Source organism: Glycomyces harbinensis (genome assembly GCF_900101745.1).
Taxonomy (GTDB): domain Bacteria; phylum Actinomycetota; class Actinomycetes; order Mycobacteriales; family Micromonosporaceae; genus Glycomyces; species Glycomyces harbinensis.
The window spans coordinates 1-17,423 of record NZ_FNAD01000010.1; the positions used below are offsets into that span (position 1 = coordinate 1).

The following is a 17,423-nucleotide window of genomic DNA, read 5'->3' on the forward strand; positions in this document are numbered from 1 at the left end:
AACGAGGCACATACCGTAGGCAAAGGCCCTCTGAAGCGCCACCTGCGATGATCACGACCGGTTGGCATCTGCGCCCGATCCACGCGCACCCCGACAGTCCCGACCAACACCCACCACCGCAAGCAGCACCACCCGGCACCACCATTCACCACCACCACCACCACCACCCAACACCACCCGCACCCCGGGTGCGGTACCCGCACGCTCGAGCACGGGCGCCGGGCATCACTACCCCGGTACTACGCCCGCGCCCTGGGGGCTGGCAGTCTGATGCCACCGCGCACACTGCCAGCACCAACCCCAAGGGACCAGCACCCACGCCGGTGCCCTGCACGCCGACCGGTACCCGCCCAGCCTGCCAGCACCACCAGGGCAGGAGCGGGGAACCGGCACAGGAGCAGGAACAGAAGCGGGAGCAGGGGCGGGAGTGGGAACGGGCGCCGAGGAGCCGAAGCCAAAGGCGAGGCCGGTGCGGTGGTGCTCAGTGCAAGAGGCCCATCGCAAGGGGGCCTACCGCAGGACGCCGACGACTGGAGCAGGAAGGAGGAGACCCCGACATGACCACTACCGGCACACCCACCAACACCACCAACGCCGACACCAACACCAGCACACCCACCGACACCGACACCATGGTGCGCCTCGCGGGCGCGACCGTGCACCGCAACCACACCCACCACCACTGCCACTGCCGCGCCATCACCGGGCAGGCCCTGGCAACACACGCCCCGCCCGCTACGCACCTCATCGTCGCCGCCTGCTCGAACCGCAGCCGAGACGGCGCCCCGGGGCCGCAACACAGGCCCGGCCCACCACTCACCGCTTCGTCGCTGCCTGTTCGAACCGCGAACGAGACGGTGCCTAGAGTCGGCACGGCAGGCCCGGCCCGCTGGTCCGTTGGTGCCCGCTCGAACCGTAAGCCGCAGCGTCGCTTCGAGATCAGCGAAGTACCCCGCCCCGCCACGCACCTCCGCATTGGCGCGCTCGAACCACAGCCGAGACGGCGCCCAGGGGCCGCAACACAGGCCCGGCCCGCCACCAACCGCTTCGTCGCTGCCCGCTCTGACCCCGCCCGAGACGGCACTCAAGGCCGCCATCGACCCCGCCCCACCTCATCATCGCCGCCCGTTTGAGCCACAACCGAGACGGCGCCCCAGGTCGGCAACCCACCCCCGGCCCACCGCACAACGCACCGTCGGCGCCCGCCCGAACCGCAACCCGAAGCGATGCTTCGGGATCGGCGAAGTACCCCGCACCATCCACCGGCACCGGAGGCCACGGACGTCGCGCCCGGCCCCGCATTCGCCTCGCACCGCTTCGAACCACGACCACCGAGCAAAACACCCGGCAACACACCCCGACCCACCACCGACCGCTTCGTCGCCGCCCGCTCGAAGCTTTAGCGAACCGCCGCCCGGATCAGCGACGCGCCCTCGGCCTACCACCCACCACTCCGTCGCTTCCCGCTTGAACTTCTGTGTACCACTCGCCTTCCGTTCGAGCCGCGAACGAGATGCAGCTCGGGCCCAGCGATGCACGGCCGCGTGGCCACTCTCTGCTTTGCCGATCCCGCTTGGGCCGCAAGCAAAGTGCCGCTTCACGGCGATGCGCTGCCGACCGTCCGATGTCGCAGGCTGCGCAGAGCCTTAACTGCACGGCATCCCGCGTGATCGGCGTGAGCGTCGCGCCCTGGACCGTGAGTGTCGGTGCCGGTTCCTATGCTCGGCGGCATGGAACTCGAGTTCTCCGGTGAGGTCTGGTTTTGGCGCGGGCCCGCGCCCTGGTACTTCGTGACCGTTCCCGAAGCCGGGTGCCGTGAGCTCGCGGCCGCCTCCGGGGCGGTCAGCTATGGCTGGGGCATGATTCCGGTGACCGCCTGGATCGGGCAGGTCTCCTGGACGACCTCCTTGTGGCCCAAGGACGGCCGCTACATCGTCCCGGTCAAGGCCGCGGTCCGCAAGGCGACCGGCGTCGAGGAGGGCGACGAGGTCACCGTCCGGTTGGCGCTCGACCTCTGACACGCCGACGGGGGCGGGCCGCTTTCGCGGCCCGCCCCCGTCAACGAGCTCTTACGCCCGGTTGTAGGCGCTCGCCACCGCGCGCATCGTCGCCAGGACGATGTTCGGGTGCACGCCGGCGCCCCACACGGTCCTGCCCTCGATAGCGCACTCCACATAGGATGCAGCCTGCGCGTGCTGGCCGGCCGACAGCGCGTGCTCGGCGTAGTCCAGGACCTCGACGTGCACGCCGACGGTGCTCAGCGCATCGGTGAAGGCCGACAGCGGGCCGTTGCCGGTCCCGGAGACCTTCTGCTCCAGGCCGTCGAGCACGATCGTCGCGTCCAGCGTCAGCTTCTCGTCGGCGTACGCCGTGTTGTGGTCCTCCACGACCAGGCGCGGCGTCGGCTGGTACTCCGGGTGGTACTCGCGGCGGAAGATGTCGTGGATCTCGGTGGTCGAGACCTCCTTGCCGGAGGCGTCGGTGTGCCGCTGGATCGCGCCGCTGAACTCGATCTGCATGCGCCGCGGCAGGTCGAAGCCGTACTCGCTCTGCATGACGTACGCGACGCCGCCCTTGCCCGACTGCGAGTTGACGCGGATGACCGCCTCGTAGTTGCGTCCGACGTCCTTCGGGTCGATCGGCAGGTACGGTACGCCCCAAGTGAACTCGTCCACCGGGACGCCCGCCGCGGCGGCGTCGGCCTCCAGGTGCGCGAAGCCCTTCTTGATCGCGTCCTGGTGCGAGCCGGAGAACGCCGTGTACACCAGGTCCCCGGCGTACGGGTGCCGCTCGGGCACCGGCAGCTGGTTGCAGTACTCGACGGCGCGCTTGATCTCGTCGATGTTGGAGAAGTCGATCTTCGGGTCCACACCCTGGCTGAACAGGTTCATGCCCAGGGTCACCAGGCACACGTTGCCGGTGCGCTCGCCGTTGCCGAACAGGCAGCCCTCGACGCGGTCGGCCCCGGCCTGGACGGCCAGCTCGGCCGCCGCGACGCCGGTGCCGCGGTCGTTGTGGGGGTGGACCGACAGGATGATGGACTCGCGGTCGGGGAGGTTGCGGTGCATCCACTCGATCGAGTCGGCGTAGACGTTGGGGGTGGCCATCTCGACGGTGGCCGGCAGGTTCAGGATCAGCGGCCACTCGGGGGTGGGCTGGATGACCTCGGCGACCTTCGCGCACACCTCGACGGCGTACTCCAGCTCGGTGCCCGTGTAGGACTCCGGCGAGTACTCGTAGCGGACGGCCGTGTCGGGCGTGTGCATCTCGGCGTACTTCAGGCACAGCCGCGCGCCCTGGGTCGCGATGTCGGTGATGCCGTCCTTGTCCAGGCCGAACACGACGCGGCGCTGCAGCGTCGACGTCGAGTTGTAGAAGTGCACGATGGCCTGCTTGGCGCCGCGGATGCTCTCGAAGGTCCGCTCGATCAGGTGCTCGCGGCACTGGGTCAGGACCTGGATGGTGACGTCGTCGGGGATGAGGTCCTGCTCGATCAGCATCCGCACGAAGTCGAAGTCGGTCTGCGAAGCCGAGGGGAACCCCACCTCGATCTCCTTGTAGCCCATGTCGACCAGCAGCTGGAACATCTTCCGCTTGCGGTCGGGGGTCATCGGGTCGATGAGGGCCTGGTTGCCGTCGCGCAGGTCCACCGCGCACCATACGGGCGCCGTCTCGGTGATCCTGTCCGGCCAGGTGCGGTCGGGCATGGGGACGCTGAACTGGGAATGGTAGGGCTGGTATCGCTTCGCGCGCTCGGCGAACGATGCGCCGCTGGTCGACGTGGAAGTCACGGATGCTCCTGTGAAGTGTCGCTGGTGGTCTGAGCCGTAGTTGCTTGATCCAGCCGGCATGCGAGAACCCGCGACGAGGAGCCGACCTAGTTGGCCCCGCCGCGGCGACTAAGGAGCATGGAAAACCGCATGACCCCGAGAGCGTACACCGCGGCGTATACCCCGGTCGACTCGAACGCCCGGATACTGGGACGGCGCGGCGCCGTCCTATCAGGCGCCGGCGGCCGTCACGGCTGGATGAGCAGCTCGTCGATCGGGAGGCGCACGCGAGGGTTGCGGTCGGGTCCGGCCACCGATTCGTGCAGGTAGGACGGGTCGCCGGCGACGCCGATCGCCATCACGGTCGTGGGCACGAGCGGCGCGGCGAGCTCGAACTCGGCGGCCAGGGCCGCCGCGTCGAAACCACCCATCTGGCGTACCGTCAGCCCCTCGGCCGCGGCCTGGAACGTCAGGTGCGCCATGGCCTGCCCGAGGTCGTAGGCGGCGTGCGGGAGCGGGCCCTTCGCGTTGGCGTCGGTGCGGACGCCGACCAGCAGCGCCGAGGCGTGCGAGGCCCAGTCGCGGTTGCCGGGGTCGAGGCAGTCGAGGACGCGCTTGAACTCGCCGGTCTCGCGCTTCGCGAGCAGGAACCGCCACGGCTGCGTGTTGCCCGCGCTCGGGGACCAGCGGGCGGCCTCGAGCAGGGCGGTGACCTGGGCGTCGGTGAGGTCCACGTCGGGGGCGAACGCGCGCGTCGAGGCGCGTGCGGCCAGCAAGGGGTGGATGGGGACCGCGGTCTGTGCGTGGCGGTCGGTCGGTGCGTTCATGCGCGGTCCTTCGGTAGCAGGGGGCTCCTGCCGGGGCTCCGGTCGGGTCGCCCGGCGGGGGCCGGTCAGCGTCGTCGCCACCGTTCATAGTGCCACGCCGGGCCGGTCGAACCGCTGCTCGTGTCGCCTTCCTTACTCTCCGGCGGTCGCGCTGGGGGAGGGCGTCGGACTCGGCGACGGCGTCCCCGACGGATCCGGACTCGGCGTCCCCGACGCCCCGGGGGAGGGCGTCGCCGACGGGTCCACTGACGGGCTCGGCTCCTCGGGTGCCTTGCGCCCCAACGGCTCTTCGTCGGTGATCTCGCCCGGCAGCTCGACCGTGCCGGCGGCGGCGGTCGGCGGCGCGGCCAGTTCGAGCGTGCCGAAGGCGCCGCTGGCGACCGACAGGATCGTCCCCGACTGGTCGAGGCACCACTCGCCGGCGGGGATGGGCGTGTCGACGACCACGGTGTTCGGAGTGAGCGTGAAGCAGTCGCCCTCCTGGGAGACCGCGAACGGCAGGTGCCGGTCGAGCAGCTGCGGCAGCCAGGCCACGAACGGCTGCTGGACGTGCGGGTCGAAGGCGCGGGGGATCTCCCCGGTGATCCCCGCGAGCTTCACGCACCGGTTCGCCGCGCACTGGAAGAACCCGCCGGTGGTCCACGCGACCGTGACGTCGACGGTGCCGCCGAGCGCCCAGTCGGGGACGTCGACCCGCCAGGTGCCGTCGTCGGCGGCCCACACGGTGACCGTGCCGCCCTCCGACCACGTGTACTCGGCGGTGAAGGTCGCGTCGAGGGCCTTGGTGACGCGGCCGATGAGGGCCGACTGGGCGCTGGTGCGCCGCGGGGCCGGCTCGGGCTGGTCGACGGCGGTCGCGGTGCCGCAGCCCGCGAGTACGAGCGCGAGGGACACCGTGAGCGCCGCCACTGCCGTCCCGGTCCTGATGTGTGCCACCCGCCGATTCTCTGTCCCATCACCCAGAACGACCTGGCGACACACCGGTGGTCGCGGTTAAGGTGACATGGCCGTCGCTGTGACGACGGCTCGGCCGGGCGGCCGTGAGCCGCCGGAGACAACAGCTGAGTGAGGTGACACCTGTGGCGCTAGTCGTGCAGAAGTACGGCGGATCATCGGTCGAGAACGCCGAGCGCGTCAAGCGCGTCGCCGAGCGGGTGGTCGCGACGCGAAAGCGCGGCGACGACGTCGTCGTCGTCGTCTCGGCCATGGGTGACACCACCGATGAACTGCTCGACCTCGCCGCGCAGGTCTCGCCGGTCCCCGAACCGCGCGAACTGGACATGCTGCTGACCGCCGGCGAGCGCATCTCGATGGCGCTGCTGGCGATGGCCATCAACAACCTGGGCTTCCAGGCCCGGTCGTTCACCGGCTCGCAGGCGGGCATGATCACGACCGCGGCGCACGGCGTCGCGCGCATCATCGACGTCACGCCCGGGCGGATCCGCTCCTCGCTCGACGAGGGGTTCATCACGATCGTCGCCGGGTTCCAGGGCGTCAGCCAGGACACCAAGGACATCACCACGCTCGGGCGCGGCGGGTCGGACACGACCGCCGTCGCCCTGGCCGCCGCGCTCGAAGCGGACGTGTGCGAGATCTACTCCGACGTCGACGGGGTCTTCACCGCCGACCCGCGCATCGTCCCCAACGCGAAGAAGCTGGACACGATCACGTTCGAGGAGATGCTGGAGATGGCCGCCTCGGGCGCCAAGATCCTGCACCTGCGCAGCGTCGAATACGCCCGCCGCTACGGGATGCCGCTGCACGTCCGATCGTCGTACTCGACCAAGACCGGCACGCTCGTGTCGGGTTACATGGAGGAGCTGCCCGTGGAGCAAGCACTCATCAGCGGCGTCGCGCACGACCGCTCCGAAGCCAAGATCACCGTCACGCGCGTCCCGGACAAGCCCGGCGCCGCGGCCGCGATCTTCCAGGTCATCGCCGACGCCGAGATCGACATCGACATGATCGTGCAGAACGTGTCGACCTCCGGCAACGGCCACACCGACATCTCCTTCACCCTCCCCAAGGAGTCGGGCCCGAAGGCGACCGGGGCGCTGAAGAAGCACCAGGGCCCGATCGGGTTCGAGAAGCTCATCTACGACGAGAACATCGGCAAGGTGTCCCTCATCGGCGCCGGGATGCGCTCGCACCCGGGCGTGACCGCGAACTTCTGCCAGGCGCTGGCCGACGCGGGCGTGAACATCGAGATCATCTCGACCTCGGAGATCCGCATCTCCGTGGTCTGCCGCGACACCGACCTCGACGCGGCGGTGCGCGCGGTCCACGACAAGTTCGAACTCGGCGGCCAGGAAGCGGCCGTCGTCTACGCGGGGACGGGGCGATAGGCATGGGACGCAAGCTGAACGTCGCGATCGTCGGCGCCACCGGCGTCGTCGGCTCGATCATGCGCCGCCTCATCGCCGCCGAGCGCGGCAACTGGGGCGAGGTCCGCCTCATCGCCTCGGCCCGCTCGGCCGGGAAGCTCCTGCAGGTCGGCGACGAGACCATCGAGGTCCAGGCGATCGGCGCCGACGTCTTCGACGGCATCGACATCGCCCACTTCGACCTGCCCGACGACGTCAGCGCCGAATGGGTGCCCGTCGCCGCCGCCAAGGGCGTCGTCGTGATCGACAAATCCGGGTACTTCCGCATGGACCCGGACGTGCCGCTGGTGTGCCGCGAGGCCAACGCCGAGGCGGCGCTGCACCGCCCCAAGGGCATCATCGCGAACGCGAACTGCACGACCCTCGCGCTCATCCCGACGCTCGCGGCGCTCGACGAGCACTTCGGGCTCGTGTCGATGTCCGTGGCCTCCTACCAGGCCGCCTCCGGTTCGGGCAAGGAAGGGCTGGAGGCGCTGTACGCGCAGGTCCAGAAGCTCATCGGCGCCGACAGGGTCGGCACCGAGACCGGCGACGTGCGCGCGATCCTCGGCGAGGACTTCAACGCCCCGTTCGGGGCGCCGCTGGCGCTCAACGTGGTGCCGAAGGTCGGCGGCTGGAAGGACGACGGCTGGACCTCCGAGGAGCTGAAGGTCCGCAACGAGTCCCGCAAGATCCTCGGCCTGCCCGACCTCAAGGTCGCCTCGACGTGCGTGCGCGTGCCGGTGGCCGTGGGCCACTCGCAGGTCGTGCACGCGACGTTCGACCGCGAGGTGACCGTCGACGAGGCCCGCCGGGTGCTGAACGCGGCCGAGGGCGTCGACGTCGTGGACGACCCGGCGAACATGGTCTTCCCGATGCCGATCGACTCGGTCGGCAAGGGCGGCACCCAGGTCGGGCGCATCCGCCAGTCGATCGACTTCCCGAACTCGCTCGAGTTCTTCGTGGTCGCCGACAACCTCATGAAGGGCGCGGCCCTCAACTCCATCGAGACCGCCGACCTCGTGCGCCGCGAACTCGAAGCGGCGCAGGCGTAACCGCAAGACGGCGAAACGGCGGCCCGGGGTGGGAGCCCCGGGCCGCCGTGCGTTCGGCGGGCACCACGGACACCGGTCGTTTCGCGAATCGGGCGTCCCTTGGCAAGAACCCTGCCACGGGGGTCCGACGAAACGGTGTTCGAACGACACGCGATCCGCGGGCACCGCCAGTGTCCGCAGAAGCCGACCGCCGGGCCCCCGATACGAGGGTGCCCGGCGGGTCCGACAATCCGCTGTTCTAAGCGTCGCGCTTCTTGAAGAGCGTCCAGGCCGCGGCGATGATGAGGGCCGCGAAGACCGCGAACACCCCGCCCGAGCCCCAGCGGCCGAAGTAGTCGAAGTCCGGCATCCCCGGACCCATGTCCATCGCCGACAGGTCGACCGCCATCAGGCGCGCCCCCGACGAGAACGGCAGGAACTTCACGACCGGCACCAGCCAGTCCACCGACGGCAGGAACGACAGCCCGAAGATCAGGTTCTCGACGATCAGCGGCACCAGGAAGATCACGACCAGCGCCGAGGGCACGCCCCGGAACAGCAGGCCCAGGCCGAGCCCCGCCAGCGTGTAGATCAGCGTGTACGCCAGGTACCCGACCAGGGCCGAGCGCAGCGGGTCCTCGAACAGGCCCGGCACGTCGCCCCACAGCAGCTGCATCGCCAGCGCGTTGAGCGCCACCGACAGCACCGTCACCACCACGGTGACGCCCGAGACCACGAGGATCTTCGCGAGGATCAGCCGCGAGCGCTGCGGCAGCGCCGTCAGCGTCGGCTGGATCGTGCCGTGCCGGTACTCGTGCCCGGTCGCGAAGATCCCGATGATCGCCATGAACACGGCCAGGAACGGGATGCCGAACGCGGCGCCGCCGTTGAGGCCGGTCGCGAGCGACTCCGGGTCGAGCGGCATGTCGGAGACCGCGATGCCGGCGATCACGGGGATCGCCAGGGCGCAGAGCACGCCGATGCCGGTGAGCCAGTACGTGGACCGCAGCGTCGTCAGCCGCGTCCACTCGTAACGCAGAGCGTCAAGCATTCTCGGTACCACCTGACGGAGTAGCAGGAGCGGAGGGCGCGGCGGGAGCCGCCGGCGCACCGGCGGCGACCGGTTCGGCCGCGATGAACTCCTCCGAGGAGCCGGTCGCGGACATGAACGCCTCTTCGAGCGAGGCGCTGCGGGTGGACAGCTCGGACAGCTCGACGTTCTCGGTGAACGCGAGGTGCCCGACCGCGCCGATCTCCATGCCGGAGATGACGAGTTCGCCGTCCTTGCCCTTCGCGACTTCGGCTCCCGCGCCTTCGAGCGCGGGGACGAAACCGTCCGCGCCGGGGCTGCGGACGATGACGGTGGACTGGGTGAAGTCGCGGACGAACTGGTCCACGTCGCCGTTGAAGATCATGTTGCCGCGGCCGATGACGACCAGTTCGTCGGCCATGAGCTGCATCTCCGACAGCAGGTGGCTGGAGACGAAGATGGTGCGGCCCTCGGAGGCGAGGTGCTTGAGCATGTCGCGCATCCAGTGGATGCCGTGCGGGTCGAGCCCGTTGGTGGGCTCGTCGAGCAGGAGGATCTTGGGGTCGCCCAGGAGCGCCTGGGCGAGGCCGAGGCGCTGGGCCATGCCGAGCGAGTAGCCCTTGGGCTTCTTGCGCTTGACCGTGCCGAGGCCGACCAGTTCCATGACCTCGTCGATGCGCTTCTCGCCGACGCCGTTGGCGCTGGCGAGCATCCGGAGGTGGTTGCGGGCGGAGCGGGTGGGGTGGAAGGGCTTGGCCTCGAGGAGGGCGCCGACCTTGTTCATGGGGCGGCGGATGTCGGTGAACTTCTCGCCGTCGAAGAGGGTCTCACCCCCGCCGTGGTCGAGGCCGAGCATGAGTCGCATGGTCGTGGACTTGCCCGAGCCGTTGGGCCCGAGGAATCCGGTGACGACGCCGGGCCTGACGTCGAATGAGAGTTGGTCTACGGCCACCGTCTTGCGGTAGCGCTTGTATAGACCCTTCGCGGTGATCAAGGGGGCTCCAGTTCTCAGCGGTCTGGTTTCGCGGGTCTTGGACGTTGCCAGTCTATGGAGGACGCGCGCGCCCGTGCATCGGCGCTCGGACCGGTTTCGGTGTCCTCCTCAGGGAGGAGCGGGCGGTTTGCGCAGTACTGGGGTACTACTCGCGTCGTTTCGCGCTCGGCTGTTCATGTTCGGTTCACGCCTCGCTCCGGTGCGGGTTCCCTATGGTCGGTGGACTGGGTCCGTCCCTCCCGTCCCAACTGAAGAACAGGAGCCGCACTGTGCTCAAGCGCCTGCTCGTTCCCCCGCTGGCCATCGGCCTCGCGGTCCTCGCCGTTCCGGCCGCCCCCGCCGCCGCGCAGGACGAACCCGCTCTTTCGATCAGCCCCTTGGGCACGTACGACTCCGGTGTGTTCGCCGAGGGCGCCGCCGAGATCGTCGCGTACGACCCGGAGTCGCACCGGGTGTTCACCGTGAACGCGCAGGCGGCGGTGGTCGACGTCCTGGACGTCGCCGACCCGGCCGCCCCGGTGAAGGAGTCCTCGCTGGACGTCGCCGCGGCGATCGGCGTCGACGGGGCGGTGGCCAACTCGGTCGCGGTCTCCGGCGGCCTCGTCGCGGTCGCCGTGGAGGCGCCGGTGAAGACCGACGCCGGCTGGGTCGCCCTGTTCAGCACCGAGGGCGAGTTCATCGCGGAGTTCGCCGCCGGCGCGCTCCCCGACAGCCTCACGTTCACGCCCGGCGGGAAGTACATCGTGGTCGCGAACGAGGGCGAGCCCTCCGACGACTACGCGGCGGACCCCGACGGGACCGTCTCGATCATCGACGTCGAGGCCCGGGAGGTGCGGACCGCGGACTTCGCGGCGTACGCCTCGGGCGACGAGGACCTGCCCGAGGGCTTCCGGGTCTTCGGCCCGGACCCGTCGGACGTCGCCGCTGGGATCGAGCCGGAGTACGTGACGGCGATCGACGACGCGACCGCTTACGTGACGCTCCAGGAGAACAACGCGATCGCCACCGTGGACCTGGCCGCCGGCGAGGTCACCGCGGTCCACGCGCTGGGCACGAAGGACCACTCGGCCCCCGGGAACGGGCTGGACGCGTCCGACAAGGACGACGCGGTCAGCATCCGGAACTGGCCGGTGCAGGGCCTGTACCTGCCGGACACGATCGCGGCCTACGCCACGGGCGGCGAGACGTACTTGGTCACCGCCAACGAGGGCGATGTGCGCGAGTGGGGCGAATACTCCGAGGAGGCCCGCGTCGAGGACCTGGAGCTGTGCGCGGACGCGTTCGCGGGCGTCGACCTGGCCGAGCTCCAGTCCGAGGAGGAGCTGGGCCGCCTGAAGGTCACCGCGAGCCTCGGCGAGACCGAGGAGGGCTGCTACGACGAGCTGTACTCGTTCGGTTCGCGCTCGTTCTCGATCTGGACGACCGGCGGTGAGCTGGTCTTCGACTCCGGCGACGACTTCGAGGCCCTGATCGCCGCCGACTACGCCGACCACTTCAACGCGGACAACGAGTCCAACGACTTCGACGACCGCTCCGACGACAAGGGCCCCGAGCCCGAGGCGGTCGCGGTCGGGAAGGTCGGCGACCGCACGTACGCGTTCGTCGGGCTGGAGCGCCAGGGCGGCGTCATGGTCTACGACGTGACGGACCCGGCTTCGGCCTCGTTCGTCGACTACGTGTCCGAGCGCGACTTCGCGGTCGAGCCCGGTGAGGGCGACGCGGGCGACCTCGGCCCGGAGTCGATCAAGTTCGTCGCCGCCGCGGACTCGCCGACCGGGCGGGCCATGATCGTGGTCGGCAACGAGGTCTCGGGGACCACGACCCTGTACGACGTGGCCGACAACCTCGGGGGCGACGGCGGCGACGGCGACCCGAGCGAGGGCGCTACCGGTTCGCCGCAGCTGCCGGTGACCGGCACGGGCGCCACGGGCCTGCTCGTCGGCCTCGCCGCGGTGCTGGCCCTCGCGGGCGGCGCCATCGTCCTGGCCCGCCGCCGCACGGCTTAGCGCCACCCCCGACCGGAGTCCGACCGGTCGGTCGCGCGGCGGCGACCCACATCGCCGCCGCGCGTTTTCGCTTGCCCCGATGGGGCTTCGGTCACAGGGCTTGACACGCGGGGCTCGGCGTCGTATGGGCGCGTGCCGGTTGTCTAGACTTGACGAGTGAGCCTGCGACTGTACGACACCGGCACCCGATCCGTTCGCGACTTCCAGCCCCGGAAGCCCGGCCATGTCGGCGTGTACCTGTGCGGGCTCACCGTCCAGGGCCCGCCCCACATCGGCCACCTGCGCTCGGGCGTCACCTACGACGTGCTCATCCGGTGGCTGCGCCGCACCGGCTACGACGTCACCTACGTGCGCAACGTCACCGACATCGACGACAAGATCCTCGTCCGCGGCGAGGAGCAGGGCCGCCCCTGGTGGGCCATCGCCTACGAGAACGAGCGCGTCCTCGCCCGCGACTACGCCGCCCTCGGGGTCCTCGCCCCCACGTACGAGCCGCGCGCGACCGGGCACATCACGCAGATGATCGACCTCATCGCCATGCTCGTCGAACGCGGCCACGCCTACGCCACCCCCGCCGGCGACGTCTGGTTCTCGGTGGCCTCCTGGGCCGACTACGGCGAGCTGTCGCACCGCCGCCCCGAGGACATGCTCTCCACCGCCGAGCCCGGCGCCAAGCGCGACTCGCGCGACTTCGGCCTGTGGAAGGCCCACAAGAGCGGCGAGCCCGCCGACGCCTCCTGGACCTCCCCGTGGGGCCCGGGCCGTCCCGGCTGGCACATCGAGTGCTCCGCGATGGCCCGCCGCTACCTCGGCGACGCCTTCGACATCCACGGCGGCGGCACCGACATCATGTTCCCCCACCACGAGAACGAACTCGCCCAGTCGCGGGCGGCCGGGCTCGGGTTCGCGGACTACTGGGTGCACAACGGGATGCTCAACCTCGCGGGCACGAAGATGTCGAAGTCCCTCGGGAACACCCTCAGCGTCCCGGCGCTCGGCGAGAAGGGCTTCCGGCCCGCCGACATCCGCTACTACCTGACCAGCGCCCAGTACCGGTCGCCGCTGGACTTCTCCGAGACCGCCCTGGGCGAGGCCCAGTCCGCGTGGGACCGCCTCTCGAACTTCGTACACCGTACGACCGAGGCGCTCGGGGTCGAGTCGACCATCGGCGGGCCCCTCCCGCCCGCGTTCACCGCCGCCATGGATGACGACCTCAACACACCCGCGGCCGTCGCGGTCGTCCACGACGCGGCCCGCGAGGGCAACGCCGCACTCGACTCGGGTGACGACGCGGCCGCGGGCCGCATCGGCGCGGGCGTCCGAGCTATGCTCGACCAGCTCGGCCTCGACCCGCTCGACCCGCACTGGGACGACCCGGGGGACGCGAAGCTCACCGGCGCCGTGGACGCGCTGGTGCGGATCGCGCTCGAACAGCGCGCCGACGCCAGGGCCCGCAAGGACTACGCGGCTGCCGACCGCATCCGCGACGAGCTCGCGCACGCCGGCATCACCGTCAAAGACACCCCTCGCGGTCCCGTGTGGACTGTGGACTAGGCGAAGCCGCCTGCCTCCGACGACCGAATTACCTGGGGAATCTGAACCGATGAGCACCAAGGGTGGCAACCCGAACCGCCGCAAGACCAGCAAGGCCGGCCCCAAGATCGGCTCGGGCGGTGGCAAGAAGGGCCTGGCGGGCAAGGGCCGCACCCTGAAGGCGACCGACCGCCCCTGGCACAAGTCCTACACCGGCGACGACAAGCCCCAGAAGACGCAGCGCAAGCAGGCCACCGAGCGCGCCAAGGCCGCCTCGGAGGGCCGCACCACCAACATCGGCAGGGTCAAGCCGACCCGCCCGACGACGCGCCGCTCCGACGAGGCCGAGATGATCCTCGGGCGCAACCCGGTCCTGGAGGCCCTGCGCGCGAAGGTCCCGGCCACGGCCCTGTACGTCGCGTTCGGCACCGAGCTCGACGACCGGGTCGCCGAGTCGGTGCGCCTGGCCGGCAACCGCGACCTGCCGATCAAGGAACTGGCCCGCCGCGACCTCGACCGGCGCACGAACAACGCCCTCCACCAGGGCATCGGCCTCCAGATCGAGCCGTACGAGTACGCCGAGTTCGAAGACCTCCTGGAGATCAGCCAGACCTCGGGCACCGCCCCGCTGCTGGTCGCCCTCGACGGGGTCACCGACCCGCGCAACCTCGGCGCGATCATCCGCTCCGCCGCCGCGTTCGGCGGTCACGGCCTCATCATCCCGTCCAAGCGCGCCGCGTCCGTCACGGCCGTCGCCTGGCGGACCTCCGCCGGTGCGGCCGCGCGACTGCCCGTCGCCAAGGTCGTCAACCTGACGCGCACCATCCAGGCCTGCCAGCAGGCCGGGTTCATGACCGTCGCGCTCGACGGCGGCGGCGACGTCGACGTGTTCGACCTGCCCGTGGCCGGCGACCCGCTCCTGATCGTCGTCGGCGACGAGGGCAAGGGCGTCTCGCGCCTCGTGGCCGAGACCTGCGACCACCGCGTGGGCATCCCGATCGCCAGCGCCGTCGAGTCGCTCAACGCCTCAGTCGCGGCTTCGATCGCCCTCGCCGAGGTGCAGCGCCAGCGCCGTTAGCGCCCGCCGGCCCCTGGAACGCGCTCCGCGGGGCCGGTGCTCCGGTCGCGACCCCTCGCCCGGACCCGGCCGGGTCCGGTGCTGTCGCCAAGCCGTCTCCCACAATGGGTGGTCCCGTGCCCGCACTTGTCGCCGCACCGGATTAACCTGAAGCGATCCCGCACTGCCTAGCCCCCCGGAGCTGCCCCGCATGCCGGCCGATTACCTGCTCAGCGTCGACCTCGGTACCTCGCACACGGTCGCGGTCGTGGTCTGGCCCGACGGCCGGACCCGCCCGCTGCTGTTCGACGGGTCCCCGGTCATGTCCTCCGCGGTGTTCCTGGACCCCTCGGGCGCGATCCACACGGGCAGGGACGCCGAACGGCTGGGCCTGACGGCCCCCGAGCGGTTCGAGCCGAACCCGAAGCACCGCGTCTCGGACGGCACGATGCTGCTGGGGGACCGGGAGATCCCGGTGACGGCGGCGTTCGCGGCGATCCTCTCGCGGGTGGCGCGCACGGCGATCGAATCGGTCGGGCACCTGCCGAACGCGGTGCTGACGTGCCCGGCGGCGTGGTCGGAGCAGCGCCGCGGCGCCCTGCACGACGCGGCCGCGCAGGCCGGCTACCGGCCGGTCAAGATCCTCACCGAGCCGGTCGCGGCCGCCCACTACTACACGTCGCGCCTGTCGCATCCGCTCGCGCCGGGCCAGGCCCTCGCGGTGTTCGACTTCGGCGGGGGCACGCTCGACATCGCCGTGCTGGAGCGGCGACAGGACGGCTCGTTCGGGGTGCTCGCCGACGGCGGCCTGCACGACCTGGGCGGCCTGGACTTCGACGCGGCGCTCGTCGCGCACATCGGGATCACCGTCCGGCAGAAGGAGCCGGAGATCTGGCAGCGCCTGGAGCAGCCCAGCGGCGCTTCGGAGATGCGCAACCGCCGCGAGCTGTGGGAGGAGGTGCGGGCGGCCAAGGAGATGCTGTCGCGCTCCTCGGTGGCGCCGGTGACGGTCCCGGACATGGCCCAGTCGCTGCACCTGACGCGCGGCGAGCTCGACCAGATCTCGCGCCCGCTCCTGTCGCGCGCGGTCGGGGAGACCCAGCGGGTCCTCGGCCTGACCGGGCGGCGCCCCGAGCAGCTCGCGGGGCTGTTCCTCGTCGGCGGCTCGTCGCGGATGCCCATGGTCTCCAAGATGCTCCACGAAGGGCTCGGCATCGCGCCGACGGTCCTGGAGCAGCCGGAACTGCCCGTCAGCGAGGGCGCGGCGCTGGCGATGACGACCGTCGCCACGGTGACGCCGCCGGTGACGGTGACCCCGCCCGCGGCGGCCCCGGCGTCGCCGCCGCAGTACTCGCCGGTCACGCAGGCCGCGGGGAGCCTGCCGCCGCTCCCGCCCGCTTCGGACGAGACGATCGCGCTGCGGCGCAGCGCCCCCGAGGCGCCCAAGCGCCGCATCCCCCGGAAGTGGATCGCGATCGGCGTCGTCGTCGTGCTCCTGGGGATCGCGATCCCCTTGGGCCTGTGGTGGATGCTGAACCCGTACAAGCAGCGCCCGTTCGCCGAGGAGCTGACGGAGGTCGGATCGGCGACCGCGTTCTCCGGCGAGGTCAACGACGGGATCTACGAGGTCCGCGTGTGGGACGACAAGACCCTGTTCGCGTACACGACCTCCTCCAGTGACGCCAGCGGCGAGGAGCTGCACGTGCGGGCGGTCGACACCGCCACGGGCGAGCCGCTCTGGAGCGAGGACAAGGTCTTCCCCGGCGGCGGCTGGGACAACACCTACTTCGTCTCCGAGGAGCTGATCTCCTTCTCGCAGGAGGTCGAGGCCGACGGCGGCACCGCGTTCCAGCACTACTTCCTCGACTGGGACTCCGGCGAGACGCGCAACACCGTCACCAGCCCCGCGCGCGACGCGGCCCGCTCGGGCGACCTCCTCGTCATCGCCCCCTTGAGCGGCAACACGTTCAATGTGTACGACGCCGACGGCGAGGACGTCGCGGAGTGGGAGCTCGGCGACGCCGAGGAGAGCGTCACGACCGCTTCCTGGGACCTCGTCGGCAGTCCCGACGACATCGCCGAGCCCGCGCAGACGGTGAACGGCGACGGCCGGGTCTGGGCCCTCACCAGCGACAACGTGCTGCACGTCTACGAGATCGAATCCGGCGATCTGCTCGCCGAACGCGAGGTCGAGACCGTCGAGGACCACTACTTCGCCTGGGACGGGAAGGTCTACGTGGGCGTCGTCAAGACGACCGGCTACGACCTCAACGTCTACGACATCGAGAACGATCTGGACGAAGTGGACAGCGAAGAGGTCGAGTCGGGCACGCTCGCCGACTACCCGATCAAGGCCTGCGGCGCGGCCCTGGTGTGCGTCCGGGAGCCGATCGAGGACCTCACCGACGTCTACACCTGGAGGGTCTACGACGCCGACGGCGAGAAGTTCGTCCACGAATTCGAGGACGAGGACGGCGGCTACGGCGACATCGAGCCGCTCGGCGACCGCCTCATGGTCGAGTACTACGCGGGCGACGACCTGCGCACCCAGATCTTCGACAAGGGCTTCGACAAGGAGAACAACAGCCTTGAGGAGACCTACGACGCGATCGACGGCGGCAGTGCTCTGACCTGGCCCTCCAGTTCGGGATTCGCCACCAGCACCGGGAACGTGATCGGCCTGGGCCGCGACGGGTCCCGCAGCGAGCTGCGCACCGGCCTGGAGGCGTACGCCTGCGACGCCTCGGACACGCACCTGTCGTGCCTCACGCTCGAAGGGATGCAGGTCTACTCGTTCCGCGACAAGTAG

12 protein-coding genes are annotated in these 17,423 nt (G+C 70.7%); 7 read left to right on the forward strand and 5 right to left on the reverse strand.

Going from position 1 to position 17,423, the window contains the following annotated elements; genetic code table 11:
- The first annotated feature begins 1,730 nt into the window (after positions 1-1,730).
- On the forward strand, positions 1,731-2,018 hold the full coding sequence (locus BLQ63_RS16560; protein WP_091038030.1) for a DUF1905 domain-containing protein: 288 nt from the start codon (positions 1,731-1,733) through the stop codon (positions 2,016-2,018).
- 51 nt (positions 2,019-2,069) lie between these two features.
- On the opposite strand, the gene leuA is transcribed toward BLQ63_RS16560, so the two are convergent.
- The 3 genes from leuA to BLQ63_RS16575 form a co-directional block, all read right to left on the reverse strand.
- The gene (gene leuA / locus BLQ63_RS16565; RefSeq protein WP_091037645.1) at positions 2,070-3,851 is read right to left on the reverse strand and encodes a 2-isopropylmalate synthase; all 1,782 of its coding nucleotides are present in this window, start codon (positions 3,849-3,851) and stop codon (positions 2,070-2,072) included.
- Between the two features lie 167 nt (positions 3,852-4,018).
- A complete protein-coding gene (locus tag BLQ63_RS16570) occupies positions 4,019-4,597 on the reverse strand; it encodes a nitroreductase family protein (protein ID WP_091037652.1) in 579 nt (192 codons plus the stop codon).
- Positions 4,598-4,729: 132 nt separating this feature from the next.
- On the reverse strand, positions 4,730-5,533 hold the full coding sequence (locus BLQ63_RS16575; protein WP_143014955.1) for a hypothetical protein: 804 nt from the start codon (positions 5,531-5,533) through the stop codon (positions 4,730-4,732).
- 143 nt (positions 5,534-5,676) lie between these two features.
- On the opposite strand from BLQ63_RS16575, the gene BLQ63_RS16580 reads away from it, so the two are divergent.
- Both BLQ63_RS16580 and BLQ63_RS16585 read left to right on the forward strand, forming a co-directional pair.
- The gene (locus tag BLQ63_RS16580) at positions 5,677-6,942 is read left to right on the forward strand and encodes an aspartate kinase (protein ID WP_091037659.1); all 1,266 of its coding nucleotides are present in this window, start codon (positions 5,677-5,679) and stop codon (positions 6,940-6,942) included.
- Positions 6,943-6,944: 2 nt separating this feature from the next.
- Complete coding sequence (locus BLQ63_RS16585; RefSeq protein ID WP_091037663.1) at positions 6,945-8,015, forward strand: aspartate-semialdehyde dehydrogenase; 1,071 nt, start codon at positions 6,945-6,947, stop codon at positions 8,013-8,015.
- 238 nt (positions 8,016-8,253) lie between these two features.
- Here the strand turns inward: BLQ63_RS16585 and BLQ63_RS16590 are convergent, their stop codons facing one another.
- Together BLQ63_RS16590 and BLQ63_RS16595 are read right to left on the reverse strand one after the other, a co-directional pair.
- Complete coding sequence (locus BLQ63_RS16590; protein ID WP_091037666.1) at positions 8,254-9,045, reverse strand: ABC transporter permease; 792 nt, start codon at positions 9,043-9,045, stop codon at positions 8,254-8,256.
- Positions 9,038-10,018, reverse strand: a complete 981-nt coding sequence (locus tag BLQ63_RS16595; RefSeq protein ID WP_091037668.1) for an ABC transporter ATP-binding protein — start codon at positions 10,016-10,018, stop codon at positions 9,038-9,040. Before BLQ63_RS16595 ends, BLQ63_RS16590 begins: the two co-directional genes overlap by 8 nt.
- Before the next feature lie 269 nt (positions 10,019-10,287).
- Here BLQ63_RS16595 and BLQ63_RS16600 point away from each other — a divergent pair, with 269 nt between their 5' ends.
- From BLQ63_RS16600 to BLQ63_RS16615, 4 genes are all read left to right on the forward strand, one after another.
- Positions 10,288-12,024: a choice-of-anchor I family protein gene (locus BLQ63_RS16600; protein ID WP_218125306.1), complete on the forward strand. Its 1,737-nt coding sequence runs from the start codon at positions 10,288-10,290 to the stop codon at positions 12,022-12,024.
- Between the two features lie 156 nt (positions 12,025-12,180).
- Positions 12,181-13,578, forward strand: a complete 1,398-nt coding sequence (cysS, locus tag BLQ63_RS16605) for a cysteine--tRNA ligase (protein ID WP_091037671.1) — start codon at positions 12,181-12,183, stop codon at positions 13,576-13,578.
- A 49-nt stretch (positions 13,579-13,627) separates the two neighbouring features.
- Complete coding sequence (gene rlmB / locus BLQ63_RS16610; protein ID WP_091037674.1) at positions 13,628-14,635, forward strand: 23S rRNA (guanosine(2251)-2'-O)-methyltransferase RlmB; 1,008 nt, start codon at positions 13,628-13,630, stop codon at positions 14,633-14,635.
- A 190-nt stretch (positions 14,636-14,825) separates the two neighbouring features.
- Positions 14,826-17,423 carry an Hsp70 family protein gene (locus tag BLQ63_RS16615; RefSeq protein WP_091037678.1) on the forward strand — a complete coding sequence of 866 codons (2,598 nt, stop codon included), beginning with the start codon at positions 14,826-14,828 and terminating at the stop codon, positions 17,421-17,423.

Bases quoted from the DNA above. Each gene is read 5' to 3' on its own strand.
- BLQ63_RS16615 (WP_091037678.1), top strand. From the start codon at position 14,826: ATGCCGGCCGATTACCTGCTCAGCGTCGACCTCGGTACCTCGCACACG.
- BLQ63_RS16590 (WP_091037666.1), bottom strand. From the start codon at position 9,045: ATGCTTGACGCTCTGCGTTACGAGTGGACGCGGCTGACGACGCTGCGG.
- leuA (WP_091037645.1), bottom strand. From the start codon at position 3,851: ATGCCGGCTGGATCAAGCAACTACGGCTCAGACCACCAGCGACACTTC.
- BLQ63_RS16570 (WP_091037652.1), bottom strand. From the start codon at position 4,597: ATGAACGCACCGACCGACCGCCACGCACAGACCGCGGTCCCCATCCAC.
- rlmB (WP_091037674.1), top strand. From the start codon at position 13,628: ATGAGCACCAAGGGTGGCAACCCGAACCGCCGCAAGACCAGCAAGGCC.
- BLQ63_RS16560 (WP_091038030.1), top strand. From the start codon at position 1,731: ATGGAACTCGAGTTCTCCGGTGAGGTCTGGTTTTGGCGCGGGCCCGCG.
- BLQ63_RS16585 (WP_091037663.1), top strand. From the start codon at position 6,945: ATGGGACGCAAGCTGAACGTCGCGATCGTCGGCGCCACCGGCGTCGTC.